Source organism: Bacteroidales bacterium (assembly GCA_021157585.1).
Classification (GTDB): Bacteria; Bacteroidota; Bacteroidia; order Bacteroidales; family UBA12170; genus UBA12170.
The window spans coordinates 33,113-47,806 of record JAGGWH010000066.1 but is presented as its reverse complement, the minus strand read 5'-3'; the positions used below and the strand labels follow the sequence as shown (position 1 = coordinate 47,806).

The 14,694-nt window shown below is 34.4% G+C and carries 20 protein-coding genes; 19 read left to right on the top strand and 1 reads right to left on the bottom strand.

Translation table 11 applies throughout. The features are described 5' to 3' along the window. From J7K39_04360 to J7K39_04280, 17 genes are all read left to right on the top strand, one after another. Nucleotides 1–708 (top strand): response regulator transcription factor, encoded by a 708-nt coding sequence (locus J7K39_04360; GenBank protein ID MCD6179117.1) that lies wholly within the window; start codon nucleotides 1–3, stop codon nucleotides 706–708. Between the two features lie 94 nt (nucleotides 709–802). Beyond that, nucleotides 803–2,155 carry a gliding motility-associated protein GldE gene (gene gldE / locus J7K39_04355; GenBank protein ID MCD6179116.1) on the top strand — a complete coding sequence of 451 codons (1,353 nt, stop codon included), beginning with the start codon at nucleotides 803–805 and terminating at the stop codon, nucleotides 2,153–2,155. Further along, complete coding sequence (gene gldD, locus J7K39_04350) at nucleotides 2,142–2,747, top strand: gliding motility lipoprotein GldD (protein ID MCD6179115.1); 606 nt, start codon at nucleotides 2,142–2,144, stop codon at nucleotides 2,745–2,747. Before gldE ends, gldD begins: the two co-directional genes overlap by 14 nt. Nucleotides 2,748–2,964: 217 nt before the next feature. Further along, nucleotides 2,965–3,249 (top strand): BMC domain-containing protein, encoded by a 285-nt coding sequence (locus tag J7K39_04345; GenBank protein ID MCD6179114.1) that lies wholly within the window; start codon nucleotides 2,965–2,967, stop codon nucleotides 3,247–3,249. Nucleotides 3,250–3,260: 11 nt separating this feature from the next. Next, nucleotides 3,261–3,899, top strand: a complete 639-nt coding sequence (locus J7K39_04340; protein MCD6179113.1) for a hypothetical protein — start codon at nucleotides 3,261–3,263, stop codon at nucleotides 3,897–3,899. Nucleotides 3,900–3,923: 24 nt separating this feature from the next. Continuing rightward, complete coding sequence (locus tag J7K39_04335; GenBank protein MCD6179112.1) at nucleotides 3,924–4,217, top strand: BMC domain-containing protein; 294 nt, start codon at nucleotides 3,924–3,926, stop codon at nucleotides 4,215–4,217. Between the two features lie 6 nt (nucleotides 4,218–4,223). Then, nucleotides 4,224–4,526, top strand: a complete 303-nt coding sequence (locus tag J7K39_04330) for a EutN/CcmL family microcompartment protein (protein MCD6179111.1) — start codon at nucleotides 4,224–4,226, stop codon at nucleotides 4,524–4,526. Further along, a complete protein-coding gene (locus J7K39_04325) occupies nucleotides 4,526–4,813 on the top strand; it encodes a EutN/CcmL family microcompartment protein (GenBank protein ID MCD6179110.1) in 288 nt (95 codons plus the stop codon). Before J7K39_04330 ends, J7K39_04325 begins: the two co-directional genes overlap by 1 nt. Beyond that, nucleotides 4,810–5,373, top strand: a complete 564-nt coding sequence (locus J7K39_04320) for a BMC domain-containing protein (GenBank protein MCD6179109.1) — start codon at nucleotides 4,810–4,812, stop codon at nucleotides 5,371–5,373. Before J7K39_04325 ends, J7K39_04320 begins: the two co-directional genes overlap by 4 nt. A 13-nt stretch (nucleotides 5,374–5,386) precedes the next feature. After that, on the top strand, nucleotides 5,387–6,802 hold the full coding sequence (locus J7K39_04315; GenBank protein ID MCD6179108.1) for an aldehyde dehydrogenase EutE: 1,416 nt from the start codon (nucleotides 5,387–5,389) through the stop codon (nucleotides 6,800–6,802). A 12-nt stretch (nucleotides 6,803–6,814) separates the two neighbouring features. Further along, nucleotides 6,815–7,090: a EutN/CcmL family microcompartment protein gene (locus J7K39_04310; GenBank protein MCD6179107.1), complete on the top strand. Its 276-nt coding sequence runs from the start codon at nucleotides 6,815–6,817 to the stop codon at nucleotides 7,088–7,090. Continuing rightward, entirely contained in the window at nucleotides 7,087–7,356 is a 270-nt protein-coding gene (locus J7K39_04305; GenBank protein MCD6179106.1) for a EutN/CcmL family microcompartment protein, read from the top strand. The genes J7K39_04310 and J7K39_04305 overlap by 4 nt, the downstream gene beginning before the upstream one ends. After that, complete coding sequence (gene rpiB / locus J7K39_04300; protein MCD6179105.1) at nucleotides 7,353–7,919, top strand: ribose 5-phosphate isomerase B; 567 nt, start codon at nucleotides 7,353–7,355, stop codon at nucleotides 7,917–7,919. Before J7K39_04305 ends, rpiB begins: the two co-directional genes overlap by 4 nt. Before the next feature lie 6 nt (nucleotides 7,920–7,925). After that, nucleotides 7,926–8,714 (top strand): deoxyribose-phosphate aldolase, encoded by a 789-nt coding sequence (gene deoC, locus J7K39_04295; protein MCD6179104.1) that lies wholly within the window; start codon nucleotides 7,926–7,928, stop codon nucleotides 8,712–8,714. 191 nt (nucleotides 8,715–8,905) lie between these two features. Further along, nucleotides 8,906–9,547, top strand: a complete 642-nt coding sequence (locus J7K39_04290) for a viroplasmin family protein (GenBank protein MCD6179103.1) — start codon at nucleotides 8,906–8,908, stop codon at nucleotides 9,545–9,547. A gap of 135 nt (nucleotides 9,548–9,682) precedes the next feature. Then, nucleotides 9,683–10,690, top strand: a complete 1,008-nt coding sequence (gene gap / locus J7K39_04285) for a type I glyceraldehyde-3-phosphate dehydrogenase (GenBank protein ID MCD6179102.1) — start codon at nucleotides 9,683–9,685, stop codon at nucleotides 10,688–10,690. 96 nt (nucleotides 10,691–10,786) lie between these two features. Continuing rightward, nucleotides 10,787–11,545 (top strand): tRNA threonylcarbamoyladenosine dehydratase, encoded by a 759-nt coding sequence (locus tag J7K39_04280; protein MCD6179101.1) that lies wholly within the window; start codon nucleotides 10,787–10,789, stop codon nucleotides 11,543–11,545. Here J7K39_04280 and lpxK read toward each other — a convergent pair. Continuing rightward, nucleotides 11,542–12,615 carry a tetraacyldisaccharide 4'-kinase gene (lpxK, locus tag J7K39_04275; GenBank protein MCD6179100.1) on the bottom strand — a complete coding sequence of 358 codons (1,074 nt, stop codon included), beginning with the start codon at nucleotides 12,613–12,615 and terminating at the stop codon, nucleotides 11,542–11,544. The genes J7K39_04280 and lpxK overlap by 4 nt on opposite strands. 129 nt (nucleotides 12,616–12,744) lie before the next feature. Here lpxK and J7K39_04270 point away from each other — a divergent pair, with 129 nt between their 5' ends. Continuing rightward, nucleotides 12,745–13,839, top strand: coding sequence for a Nif3-like dinuclear metal center hexameric protein (locus tag J7K39_04270; protein MCD6179099.1), 1,095 nt, complete (start codon nucleotides 12,745–12,747; stop codon nucleotides 13,837–13,839). Nucleotides 13,840–13,860: 21 nt separating this feature from the next. Continuing rightward, nucleotides 13,861–14,670: a hypothetical protein gene (locus J7K39_04265; GenBank protein ID MCD6179098.1), complete on the top strand. Its 810-nt coding sequence runs from the start codon at nucleotides 13,861–13,863 to the stop codon at nucleotides 14,668–14,670. Nucleotides 14,671–14,694: the final 24 nt, after the last annotated feature.

The following is a 14,694-nucleotide window of genomic DNA, read 5'->3' as shown; positions in this document are numbered from 1 at the left end:
ATGGAAACAAAAGCAAAAATATTATTAGTCGAAGACGATACTAACCTAAGTTTAGTTTTGAAAGATTATTTAGAAATGTTAGGCTACGAAACAATACTAAAAAATGATGGCGAAGAAGGCTTAAAAGCTTTTAAAAAAGAGGATTTTAATCTATGTATTTTAGATGTTATGATGCCAAAAAAAGACGGTTTTACCTTGGCACAAGATATTAGAACTTTAGACGAGGATATCCCTATCATTTTCCTCACCGCCAAAACATTAAAAGAAGATCGCATTACGGGATTTAAAATAGGATGCGACGATTATATTACCAAACCTTTTAATACAGAAGAATTAAGCTTACGTATTGAAGCCATTTTAAAACGCTACATCATTCAATATCGACAAGAAAATACACCTAAATTTTTTGAAATAGGGAAATACAATTTCGACCATGAGAATATGGTTCTCTATTTTGAGGAAACAGAAAAAACACTAACGCGTAAAGAAGCCGCTCTTTTAAAACTACTTTGTAAAAACAAAAATCAGTTGGTAACACGCGACTTTGCATTAAAACAAATTTGGGGATCTAACGATTATTTTATTGGAAGAAGTATGGATGTTTTTATTGCTAAACTCAGAAAAATGTTAAGTAAAGACCCCAACATCAACATTAAAAATATTCATGGAACAGGGTTTAAATTAGAAATTAACAACAATAATGATTAAACTACTGAATTTTAGACTTTAATACTTGGTTTAAAAATTACTTTTGCATTTAAAAAAAGTGTAATTTTGCGTATTCATCAACACAAAACAACATTTGGAAACAGCTGATTACGACCCCCTTTCTTCACTTCTTCTAATCCCAATAAATTCCGTATTTCGATCTTCTTTTGATTTAAGTCTTTTGTTTTATCTTGTACTGCTAATTATTTTAATAATAGCATCAGCAATGATTTCCGGTAGCGAAACAGCTTTTTTTTCTTTAAGCCCCAGCGACTTACACGATATCTCAGAAAAGAAAAATAAAATCAATCAACGCATAAAAAGCTTATTAGATAAGCCTAAGAATCTACTTGCTTCCATATTGATTGCAAATAATTTTGTTAATGTGGCAATAATTATTTTATCGGCATATCTTATTGATAAGAATTTTGATTTCTCGGCTTTCCCAATTACCGGTTTTATTGTAAAGGTAATTGTAGTAACTTTTATTTTATTGCTTTTTGGAGAGATAATGCCTAAAATTTATGCCAATCAAAACAACATTCATTTTGTTATGAGCGTTGCAACTCCAATGTTTTTTATCAATAAGTTTTTAAGCCCTTTAAGCCAAGCTCTCTCATTATCAACAGCAATTATTGATAAACGAATAGAGAAAAAGGGGCATCAAGTTTCTCTAAGTCAATTAGACGAAGCCATTGAAATATCTACCGATGAACATTCTACTGAAGAAGAAAAAAATATCCTAAAAGGTATAGCAAAATTTGCCGACATTGAAGCAGGTGAAATAATGAAAGTAAGGATGGATATAGTATCTTTAGATATACATACCCCTTTTTCAAAGCTTATCGAAATAATATTAGACTCCGGATTTTCTCGTATTCCGGTTTACGAAGAAAGTATAGATAAAATTAAAGGTATTATTTACATTAAAGACCTTTTACCATACTTAAATAGCGATAATGATTTTAATTGGACTTCCCTGCTTCGTAGTCCTTTTTATGTCCCCGAAAACAAGAAAATTAACGAACTACTCGATGAATTCCGCCAAAAGAAAATTCATTTAGCAATTGTTGTAGACGAATATGGTGGCACTTCAGGTATCATAACATTAGAAGATGTATTAGAAGAAATAGTAGGAGAAATTAGTGATGAGTTTGATGTTGTGGACGATGACATTGAATACGAAAAAATAAATGATAACACCTATATTTTTGCAGCAAAAACTTCCATTATAGATTTTTGCAAAGTATTAAAAATTAATGATGATATTTTTTACGAGGTGGAAGGCGATTTTGACAGTATTGCAGGATTGTTCTTAGAGCTTTATGGAAATATCCCTAAGAAGGGAACGAGCTTAAAACATCATCACTTTGTTTTTACTGTTGAATCATTAGATAACCGCCGTATTAAGAAACTAAAAATTGAAATTGGGAATGAATCAAAATAGTCTAAAATATTTCAAACCCCTATTTTTAATACTATTAATAGTATTTTTAATATCCTCTTGCGATGAATACTTTCAACCAAAACCAAGAGGCTATTTTAGAATATTTTTACCGGAAAAGAAATATCATCCAATACAAATGAATCTCCCATATTATTTTGAAATCCCAGAATATTCCACACTGGAACACGACCCGCAACCTATGGCAGAAGATTATTGGACTAATCTGGTTTTTCCTTCTTTTAATGCTAAATTACATCTAAGTTATAAAGCTGTAAATGGCAATTTAAACACTTTACTTGAAGATACACATAAACTTGTTAATAAGCATATTCCAAAAGCAAATGCCATTAGCGAAAGAGTATTTATAAACGAGGAAAAAGAAGTTTACGGTCTCGCTTATTCAATTAAAGGCGTTGATGCCGCCTCTCCATATCAGTTTTACCTAACTGATAGCACACATCATTTTTTAAGAGGAGCTCTTTATTTTAATGTTCGACCAAACAACGATTCTCTTGCACCTGTAATTTCTTTTTTAGAAACTGATATCCAAAAACTAATCGAAAGTTTTGAATGGAGAAATAATGACTTTTAAAAACTTCTCTATTTCATCTTTCACTCATTAAGTTATTAACACTACTGTTATTATTTCCTCGAATATTACAAATTTAATTACCTTTGCTCGTTCAACAAAAGCCTTACCAAACAAAGGTTTGTAAATTGAAATAGTAACAAATATTACACAGTATTATTAGATAATACATAAGTGGATAACTTATAAAATAAATTATATAAAAATGGAAAATAACGAAATGATGGCCTTAGGGATGATTGAAACCAGAGGTTTTACAGCAATGGTAGAAGCTTCTGACGCTATGTTAAAAGCTGCTAAAGTAGAATTAGTAAGCTACGAAAAAACAGGCGGTGGATATGTTACTGCTGTTGTTAGAGGCGATGTTGCTTCTGTTCGTGCTGCCGTTGATGCAGGATTACGTGCAGCCGAAAAAGTAGGTGAAATAGTATCAACTCACGTTATTCCAAGACCACATCAAAATGTCGATTCTGCCTTACCATTAGGAAAAAATATAAATAAATAGACTCTAACAATATGAACGATTCTAAATCACATATCGAACTAAGAACCTATATTTTCTTAGATTCATTGCAATCGCAAATGGCATCGTATATATCCACTGTTTCCAGAGGATTTCTTCCGGTAGGTGGTCAATCAAGCTGTATTATCGAGATTGCTCCCGGCATAGAAATTAATGCCTTAACAGATGTTGCCATTAAAGCAACTAATGTTAAACCCGGACTTCAAATTGTTGAGCGTGCTTTTGGTATGTTAGAAGTGCATTCCGACGATCAGGGTGATACTCGTATGGCAGGCGAAGCAATTTTAAACGCAATTAGCCAAACCGAAGAAAATAGAATTAAACCCAGAATATTAACCAGCCAATTAATTAAAAACGTAGCCGATCATCACGCCCAACTTATAAACAGAAATCGTCGCGGTAGCATGTTATTAAAAGGCGAAACACTTTACGTTTTAGAAATGGAACCTGCCGGTTATGCTTATTATGCTGCTAACGAAGCAGAAAAAGCATCTAATATAAAAATTATTGATGTTATTGGTTTTGGTAAATTTGGTAGAGTATATATTAGCGGAGACGAAGCAGAAGTACTTGAATGCAAGACTATTGTCGAAAAACGCTTAGAAGAAATTACAGGAAGAGAAGATTATTAATTATAAAAAATAGGAGATAAAATTATGTCTGATATCAATTCAGAAGCATTAGGAATGATTGAAACGCACGGGTTTGCCGCAATGGTAGAGGCTTCCGATGCAATGGTAAAAGCTGCAAAAGTTGAATTAGTTGCTTATGAAAAAACGGGCGGTGGATATGTTACCGCTATAGTACGTGGCGATGTTGCCTCTGTAAGAGCTGCAGTAGAAGCAGGATTAGCAGCAGGTGAAAAAGTAGGCGAGATTATTTCAAGTCATGTTATTCCTCGTCCACATGCAAATGTAGATATGGCATTACCTTTAGGTCGCCAAAAATAAAATAATATGATTTTAGCAAAGGTAAGTGGTACCGTAGTAGCTAGTCAAAAAACTCCAAAAATGGAGGGAGTAAAACTTTTGTTACTCGAAAAAATAGATCCTGTCAGCCTAAAAGGTAAAAACGACTTTGTCGTTGCTATGGATGGCGTTGGAGCCGGTAAAGATGAAATAGTATTTTATGTTTCGGGAAGTAGTGCACGTCTGTCTGAAATTACTATGGGTTTACCTACCGATGCAACAGTTGTTGCTATAGTAGATATTATTGAACAAAACGGGAATTTTAGCTATCAAAAAAATAAAGATAACTGATGATTTTAGGAAAAGTTGTTGGAACAATTACAAGCAACTCAAATAGTATTGAGATTTCTGGAGGCAGGTATTTATTAGTTAATAAATGCGATCAAAAAGGAAAACTCAAAAACGATTTTTTGGTTGCCCTTGATTTGGTAAGTGCAGGTAAGGATGAAATGGTTATGATTTCTGAAAGTACTTCGGCAAGAGAAACAACAACAACTAAGAATAAACCGATTGATGCAATCATTATTGGAATTATTGATATGATTGATGAAAGTGATAAAGTGGTTTACAAAAAATGACAGATAAAAAAAACATAATTGTCCTTGGAGCTATTGAATTTAAAAGCATAGTAGTTGGATTTCAAGCCTTTGATCAGATGGTTAAAGTAGCCCCCATTCATATTATTGATGCACGAACAATAAGTGCAGGAAAATATTTAATTATTTTTAGCGGCGATGTGGCTTCTGTTGAATATGCGTACAAAACAGGAATTGAAACGGGTGGAACACACGTAATAGATAAACTGTTTTTACCTCAAGTGCACGAGGATGTTATTCCCGCTTTGGGAGAAACCATTACTATAGAAGACTGGGATACCATAGGAATTATAGAAACTTTAACTATTGTTTCAGGAATTGAATCTGCCGACAGTGCCGCCAAATCAGGAGGAGTTAAAATTATTGAAATCCGCCTTGCTAATGGATACGGCGGGAAATCATATGTTAAAATGATTGGCAAACTAGACGATGTTCAAGCAGCTGTAGATGCAGGAATAGCAAAAGCCAAAGAGAAAAATCTCTTAGGTATGCAAACAATCATTCCTCAACCGCATAAAGAGATTAAACCTTTCTTTATGTAAAAGAAAATTATAAATGGATAGTTTAGAAGAAAATATACGTCAATTAGTTAGAGAGGCTTTGCAAGACATTAAGCAAAATGTTGACAATAGCAGCTCATCAGATAAAATGGGAGTTTTCTCCTCTATGGACGATGCTGTTATTGCCGCTGAAACAGCCTTTCACGAATTAGGAAAACTTACTCTGGAAACCCGAAAAGATATTATTGAGAGTATTAGGAAAGTCTCGACAGATAATATTGTTTTACTTTCAAAAATGGCCAATGACGAAACAGGCATGGGTCGTTGGGAAGATAAAGTGATAAAAAATGAGTTAGCGATTAAAAAAACACCAGGTGTTGAAGATATTATTCCTGAAACATTTTCCGATGATCACGGCTTGGCTTTGGTAGAACATGCACCTTATGGCGTTCTTGGCTCTATTTCCCCCAGCACTAACCCGACAGCATCTATCATTAGCAATTGTATTGGAATGATTGCAGCAGGAAATTCTGTTGTATTTAACACACATCCTGCAGCTAAAAAAGTTTCTAACCTTTTAGTATCTCTGCTTAACAAAGGAATTGTAGAAGCAGGCGGCCCAAAAAACCTGATTACAACCGTTGAAACTCCGACATTAAAATCGGCTAACATTATGATGAGCCATCCGAAAGTAGCAATGCTTGTTGTTACCGGTGGACCGGGAGTTGTGAAAGCCGCAATGAAAATGGAGAAAAAAACTATTGCTGCCGGCCCCGGAAATCCTCCTTGTGTAGTTGATGAAACAGCAGATATTGTAAAAGCAGGAAAAGATATTGTAAATGGTGCGAGTTTTGATAATAACCTAATATGTATTTGCGAAAAAGAAACAATAGTTGTTGAATCTGTTGCCGATAGGCTAAAAGTGGAAATGGAGAAAAACGGCGCTTACATTTTATCCGCTGATCAAATTAAAAAAGTTACCGATTTAGTTATTGCAGATCCTGGTCGACCCGGTCACGAAGGTGGAGCAAATAAAGATTTTGTCGGTAAAAACGCTTCGGTTATTGCTAAAGCGATTGGTTTGACTGTTCCTGACTCTACCCGCTTATTACTCTGCGAAGTAGATGCAAACCATCCTTTAGTGTGGACAGAGCAGTTAATGCCCGTTATGCCTTTAGTTCGTGTCCCAAATGTTGACGACGCTATTGATTTAGCTGTAAGATGTGAGCACGGTTTTAAACACACGGCAATGATGCATTCGCATAATATTGAAGCTCTCAGCAAAATGGCAAAAGTTATGGATTGTTCTATTTTTATAAAAAACGGTCCCAGTTATGCCGGTTTAGGTAATGGAGGAGCTGGTTTTGCTTCTTTCACTATTGCTAGCCCTACGGGCGAAGGTGTGACAAGAACAAGAACTTTTACTCGCGAAAGACGCTGTACTATGGTTGATTTTTTTAGAATCATTTAATAGAATTGGTATATGAAGTTTGGTAAAATCATAGGAAGGGTAGTGAGCACGCAAAAAGTTGAATCTTTTGAAGGTTTAAAACTCGTTTTAGTTCAACCGCTTAACGAAGAACTAAAAAAAGTTGGGACGGCTTTAGTTGCTGTAGATACACTTTCATCCGATATCGGACAGATTATCTATTACGAAACATCTAAAGAAGCCAGCCGGATTATTGAAAGGGAAATGAATCCTTGCGATGCCGCGATAATGGGAATAATAGACGATATCAATATTACAGAAAGCAAATGAGGTTAGGAAAAATTATCGGAACAGTGGTTTCAGACACAAAAGCTAAAGCTTATGAATCTAAAAAGATTCTTGTAGTTCAACCTTTAGATGCTGATCAAAAAGCTGTCGGCACGTCCTTTTTAGCTATCGATGCCGTACAAGCTGGTGTTGGCGATATTGTTTTAACAATTGAGGAAGGTAATTCGGCTCGACAAGTTATTGAAGATGAAGATGCCCTAACTGTTAAAACCGTTATTGCAGCTATAGTTGATGATATATCGAAATGATTGATAATACAAATAGACGAATTAAGATTGTTAGTTTACAATCTCAAAGCAGAAGAAAATATAATAGCACACAAAATAATATGGTCAATTACGAAGAAAATACAAATAAAGACCACGTAAAACGTATTGCAATTGGTGCGGATCATGGAGCTTATGATACCAAAGAAGCACTAAAAATATATTTGGAAACAGTGGGCTATAAAGTGATAGATGTTGGGACTAACAACGGCACAACTAAAGTTGATTATCCCGATTTTGCTCTAGCTGTAGCCAGAAAAGTAGTCCGTGGCGAATGTGAGAGAGGCATTATGCTTGATGCTGCCGGAATAGGATCTTCTATGGCAGCTAATAAAGTAAAAGGAGCTCGTGCAGCTTTATGCTGGAACGAGGCTACAATCAAAAACAGTCGCCTACATAATAATGCCAATGTTTTAACAATGGGAACATCACAACACTCTATCTCAGATATATGTAGTATGAGCAAATTATGGCTCGAAACACGTTTTGAAGGAGGAAGGCATTGGCCAAGAATAAATAAAATGATGTCAATTGAAAGAATATAAATAAAAATGGAAGAAAACGAATTGATTGAAAAAATTACAAGAGAGATTCTTGCTAAACTTGAAAAAAGCGGAACTTCTCTTAAGAGCAATACTGCTGTTCAAAATAGCTCAGCTGCAACAATATCTACACAAGATGTTGCAAGTATAATAGACCATACACTACTAAAACCGGGAGCTACCGAAAAACAGTTTGAACAATTATGTAAAGAGGCTTTGGAGTACAAATTTATGTCGGTTTGTGTTAATTCTTCTTGGGTTCCTTATGTAGCCAAAAAAGTAAGAGGAAGTTCTGTAAAAGTATGTTCCGTTGTTGGTTTTCCATTAGGTGAAATGGATACACGCAGCAAAGCTTTTGAAACCAGAAATGCCATTGCCAATGGTGCTCACGAAATAGATATGGTTATTAATACCAGTGCTTTAAAGTCGGGTAATTTAAAATTAGTTGAAGAGGATATTAGAGCCATTAAACGCGCTTGCAGAAGCACAACAGTTTTAAAAGTGATAATAGAAACTTCTCTTTTAACCGATGCCGAAAAAGTAATTGCTTGCGAGATTTCCAAAAAAGTTGGTGCCGATTTCGTAAAAACAAGTACAGGATTTACAGGTGCCGGAGCAACTGTTGAAGACGTAGCACTAATGCGTAGAGTTGTTGGTCCTAAAATGGGCGTTAAAGCCAGTGGCGGTATCCGCGATTATAAAACGGCTGTTGCTATGATTCGTGCAGGAGCTAGCCGTATTGGAGCCGGGGGTAGTGTTGCTATTGTCAGCGGAAACACAGCTGAAGGAAATTATTAAATAATCCCAAAAAGTACAATTTATAAATCAGGGTTTCACTTAAAGTGAAGCCCTGATTCTGTTTTCCGCCTAAGGTAGACGGTCTTTTTTGACCGCTTTTTTTATTTTAACTACTTCACTGTAATAAAAAGAGAACAAAAAATAATTTGAATTAGCAGATCATTTAATTACTCCCTACCTTTGCAATAGCAATGAGCAAAAAGAAATACTATACCGTCTGGAAAGGACATAAACGTGGCATTTATGATTCTTGGTCAGAATGTCAAAAGCAAATAAAAGGATTTGAAGGTGCTGTTTATAAGTCCTTTCCAAGTTTAGAGATGGCAACTAACGCCTTAAATGGAAACCCTTCTGATTTTATGGCTCGCTCCAAAAAACAAATATATGGTAGTTCTGCTGCCTACGCTATGAATTTAGGAGAAGGTGAAATTGTATGGAATAGTCTTTCCGTTGATGCTGCTTGCAGTGGAAATCCGGGAATTTTAGAATATCAAGGCGTTGATACTAAATCGGGAATACGCCTTTTTCATCTTGGGCCTTTTCCCGAGGGAACGGTAAATATTGGAGAATTCTTAGCCATTATCCATGCTTTGGCTTATCTAAAAAAACAAAACTCAAATATTCCGGTTTATACAGATTCAATGACGGCTTTAAGTTGGTTACGTAAAAAACGTATTAATACCAAATTGGTACGAAGTCAAAAAAATGAAAAGCTTTTTCAATTAGTCGATAGAGCCATATTTTGGTTGCACAACAATAGCTATACTAATAAAGTAATCAAATGGAATACTAAACAGTGGGGAGAAATTCCTGCCGATTTTGGTCGTAAATAATTACTCACGATTAAAGCTTAAAGATAAGTATCGGAATTGGAATCGTTTGCATAAATATTCTTCTTCTTTAAATTGCTTAAGTGTGGAATTATTCGGTACTTTGACGCTCGAAAATAATTTAAAATAAAAAATATTATGGCTACTATTAAAGTTGGAATTAATGGATTCGGTAGAATCGGTCGATTGGTTTTTCGTGCTGCAATGAAACAAGAAAATATTGAAGTTGTTGGTATTAACGATCTTATTGATGTTGAATATATGGCTTATATGCTAAAATACGATTCTGTTCATGGTCGTTTTGATGGCGAAGTAAGTGTAAAAAACGGTAAATTAGTTGTAAACGGAAATGAGATTCGTGTTAGTGCTGAAAGAAATCCTGCCGACCTAAAATGGAACGAAGTAGGTGCTGAATATGTTGTTGAATCAACAGGATTGTTCTTAACAAAAGAAAAAGCTCAAGGTCATCTTGATGCCGGTGCAAAAAAAGTAGTTATGTCTGCTCCTTCAAAAGATGATACTCCTATGTTTGTAATGGGCGTTAACAACAAATCATATACCAACGATATGGATATGGTTTCTAATGCTTCTTGTACAACAAACTGCTTAGCTCCTATTGCTAAAGTATTGAATGATAGCTTTGGAATAACAGAAGGTTTAATGACTACAGTTCATGCTATGACAGCTACACAAAAAACTGTTGACGGACCAAGCATGAAAGATTGGCGTGGTGGACGTGCAGCTTCTTTAAATATTATCCCTAGTTCTACAGGTGCTGCAAAAGCTGTTGGAAAAGTTATTCCCGAATTAAACGGTAAATTAACCGGAATGGCTTTTCGCGTTCCAACAGGAAATGTTTCTGTAGTTGATCTTACTTGTAAATTGGCAAAAGGTGCTTCTTACGAAGACATTAAAACCGCTATGAAAAATGCTTCTGAAAACGAATTAAAAGGTATTTTAAGTTATACTGAAGAAGCCGTAGTTTCTCAAGATTTTGTAGGTGAAACTTGCACTTCTAATTTTGATGCTGATGCAGGAATTTCTTTGAATGACAATTTTGTAAAAGTTGTTTCTTGGTACGATAATGAAATGGGATATTCAACAAAAGTTGTTGAATTAATTCAATATATGGATACCGTTAAGTAATCCATCTGCTACACAAAATTAAAATCCCATTCGCCAAAGGCGATTGGGATTTTTTATTTTATATAAAAAGCATTTATTTTTGCGCAAAAAATTATTATGCTCTGGCAAGAACGTACAGAATTATTGATTGGAGATAAAGGACTATCACAGCTGAAAAAAGCCCACGTAATTGTCGTAGGTCTTGGCGGAGTGGGTGCTTATGCGGCAGAACAATTGGCGCGCGCAGGAGTTGGTAAATTAACTATTGTTGATGGTGATACTATCCATCCAAGCAATAGGAACCGACAATTGCTGGCGTTGAAAAGTACCGAAGGAAAAGCCAAAGCAGAACTAATGAAGAAACGTCTTCTAGATATTAATCCTGATATAGAAATTAACGCTATTCAAGAATATATTAAAGACGAACGTCTTGATAAAATTATTGCACAGAAATATGATTATGTAGTAGATGCTATCGACACATTGGCACCTAAAGTTTTTTTAATAAATCAAAGTCTAAAATCCGGCAATAAACTTATAAGTTCTATGGGTGCAGGAGGAAAAACAAACCCCTCTAAAGTGCAGATTACCGATTTTTCAAAAACGTATAACGATAAATTGGCGCGGTATTTACGCAAACGCCTACATCGCCTTGGTATTTATGATGGATTTAAAGTGGTTTTTTCTTCTGAACAAATTAATCCAAACAGTTCTATTCCCGTAGAAGGAGAAGCAAACAAAAAAACTACGGTTGGAACCATTTCTTATATGCCTGCAATATTTGGCATTTTTATGGCTTCTATAGTAATAAGAGATTTATTGGAAATTACAGAGAAAGCGGACTTATTAATAAACTCTATAGTTTCACACTCTTAAATTTCTTTTGCACTATGCTTAAAATTAGATAGAAAACTCAAACTAGCCTTAGACAATAATTCTCCATCACCATTATGAAAAACCGTACGAATAGGAATATAATAAAATGGTATCCCCTCAAAAAGAGAAGTTAATTCACAACTTTTAAGTCGCATAATATCTTTTTCTGTTGTTACTAATATCTTATTCTGACTAAAAACGTTATTATATGCTTCTAATATCTTATCAATATCTTTAGGTTTATATTCGTGATGATCAGAAAAAGACAAAGTGGTTAAATCAGTACAAAATTGTTGTAAATGATCTTGTAGTGGATAATTATTAGCAATACCGCTAAACAATACAATATGAGAATAATGTTTTTTTAAACGTTTTTTATTGTTATCAAAATATGGCAAAAGTTTATCATAAGAAATCTTTGAAAACAATAAAAGTTGGCGTTTTTGCAATTTCAATTCTGCTGTAATTCTTCTACGTGTAATTGGAGATAACACTATAGGCGTTTTTGTAACAATTATAATATCTGCACGTCTTGCTCCTCTACGAAATTCTCTCAAACTACCTGCCGGAAAAACATAATCATCAGAATATAAATGATAAAAGTCTGTCAATAAAATACTAAGTCCAGCTTTTATAAATCTATGCTGAAAGGCATCATCAAGTATAATTAATTCTAAATCAGGAACTCTTTTTAAAAGCTTTTCCACTCCTCGATTACGATTCTCTGAAACGGCAACTACTGCCTTTGGAAATTTTTTTACATATTGCATCGACTCATCACCAATTATTTTTGCGGTTGCATTTTTGTCTGCAATAACAAAACCTTTAGTTTTCCTACCATAACCCCTACTTAGTGTAGCCAACTTATATTCCTCCTGAAACAAACGGATTAAACTCTCCACCATAGGCGTTTTTCCAGTACCTCCCATACTTAAATTGCCAATAGAGATTATTGGTATATAATGCTCTTTCTCAGTCAAAATGCCCCAATCAAATAGTTTATTTCTAAACCACATTATTAAGCCATAAAGCCAGGCAAACGGCATTAAAAACAAAGCTCGTAAACTCACCTTTACAAAAGATTTAAAAAAGCGCGAATAATAATTGTAACATTTTACGGTCTGTATATATTTTCGTTACATAAAACTACATTTTTCGACTATGTATTGTATTTTAGCTGCTAAATAAATCGTATCGGCATGAAACTTATAGATCTTTGTAATTCTTTAGAAAAGTTTGCTCCCTTGTTTTTACAAGAAGATTATGACAATAGCGGTCTGCTTATTGGCAATAAAAATAAAATTATAAGCAAAGCTATTATTTGTTTAGATGTTACTGAAGAAGTATTAAAAGAAGCCATTAGCGAAAAAGCTAACGTAATTATTGCACATCACCCACTAATTTTTAAACCACTTAAAAAAATAACAGCGTCAAATACGATTGAAAGGATAGTAGAAAAAGCTATAAAGCATGATATTGCCATTTATGCTATCCATACAAATCTAGATAATATTTTTGAAGGTGTAAACAATGCCCTTGCAAAACAGCTTGATCTGAAGAATATCAGAATCTTACAAGCCAAACCTTCAACATTAAAAAAGTTGATGGTTTACGTACCCTCTTCCCATGCAGATAATTTACGTAATGCATTATTTGCAATAGGAGCTGGAAATATTGGGAATTATGACTCTTGTAGTTTTCAAATAGAAGGCGAGGGCTCTTTTCGTGCACTAGAAGGAAGTAATCCGTTTGTTGGCAATAAAAACGAACTTCATTTTGAAGGAGAAACTAAGATTGAAATAGTTTTTCCTGCCTACCTCAAAGCAAAAATTATTCAAACATTGCATAAAAATCATCCTTATGAAGAACCTGCTTATGATATTTTTGCATTGGAAAACGAGTGGAATATTACAGGCGCCGGAATGGTTGGCTTCTTAGAAAAACCCATGAGTGAAATAGATTTTTTAAAGCAACTGAAACGGCAAACCGGAACAGGCTGCATACGTTATAGTCCGTTAACAGGAGGATACGTACAGAAAATTGCCTTATGTGGAGGAAGCGGAAGCTTTTTAATTGGAGCGGCAAAAGCAGCAAAAGCAGATATTTTTATTACAGCCGACATTAAATATCACGAATTTTTCGAAGCCGAAAACCAAATGATTATTGCAGATATTGGACATTATGAAAGCGAACAATTTACAAAACAACTTTTAGTTGACTATCTAAACAAAAAATTTCCTAACTTTGCAGTCCGAATTTCGGAACCTAATACTAAGGTCGTTAATTACTTATAGAATAAAATAATTCATAAAAATATGGCAAAGAAAAAGAAAGTTGCTGAAGAAGTAAAAACTCCGGTTATTACCTATAAAAAATCTGAAGAAGAAATTTCAAACGAAAAACGTTTGAGCGCGCTTTACGCTTTGCAACAAATTGATTCTCAGGTTGATAAAATCAGAATTATCCGTGGTGAACTTCCTTTAGAAGTGCAAGACTTGGAAGACGAGATTGCCGGATTAGAAACTCGAATTGATAATTATATTCAAGAAACATCACAACTTGAGCGTCAAATTGCCGACAAAACAGCACAAATTGCAGAAAGTCAGGTATTGATTAAAAAATACCAAGATCAGCAAATGAATGTTCGCAATAACCGAGAATACGACTCTTTATCAAAAGAATTAGAATTTCAAAACTTAGAAATTCAATTAGCCGAAAAAAGAATTAAAGAATATACCATTGACTTGGATTTGCGAAAAGAAGACATTGCTAAAGCTTCTGCTATTATTGAAGAACGTAAAAACAACTTAGAAATAAAAGTCTCTGAGTTAAACGATATAGTTGAAGAAACTAAAAAAGAAGAGAGTGATATGATTAAAAAATCAGCAGAGCTGGAATCTTTAATCGATCCTCGTTTACTTACAGCATACAAACGTATTCGTTCAAATGCTCGTAATGGCTTAGCTGTTGTTCAAATTGAACGCGAATCTTGTGGTGGTTGTTTTAATAAAATCCCACCTCAACATCAGTTAGACATTAAAATGCACAAAAAAATTATTGTGTGTGAATATTGCGGCAGGATTTTAATTGACTCCGAATTAGCGGAAAGAGTTAAAGCAGAATAAAAAAATTAGAAAAGAGGCCCTAAA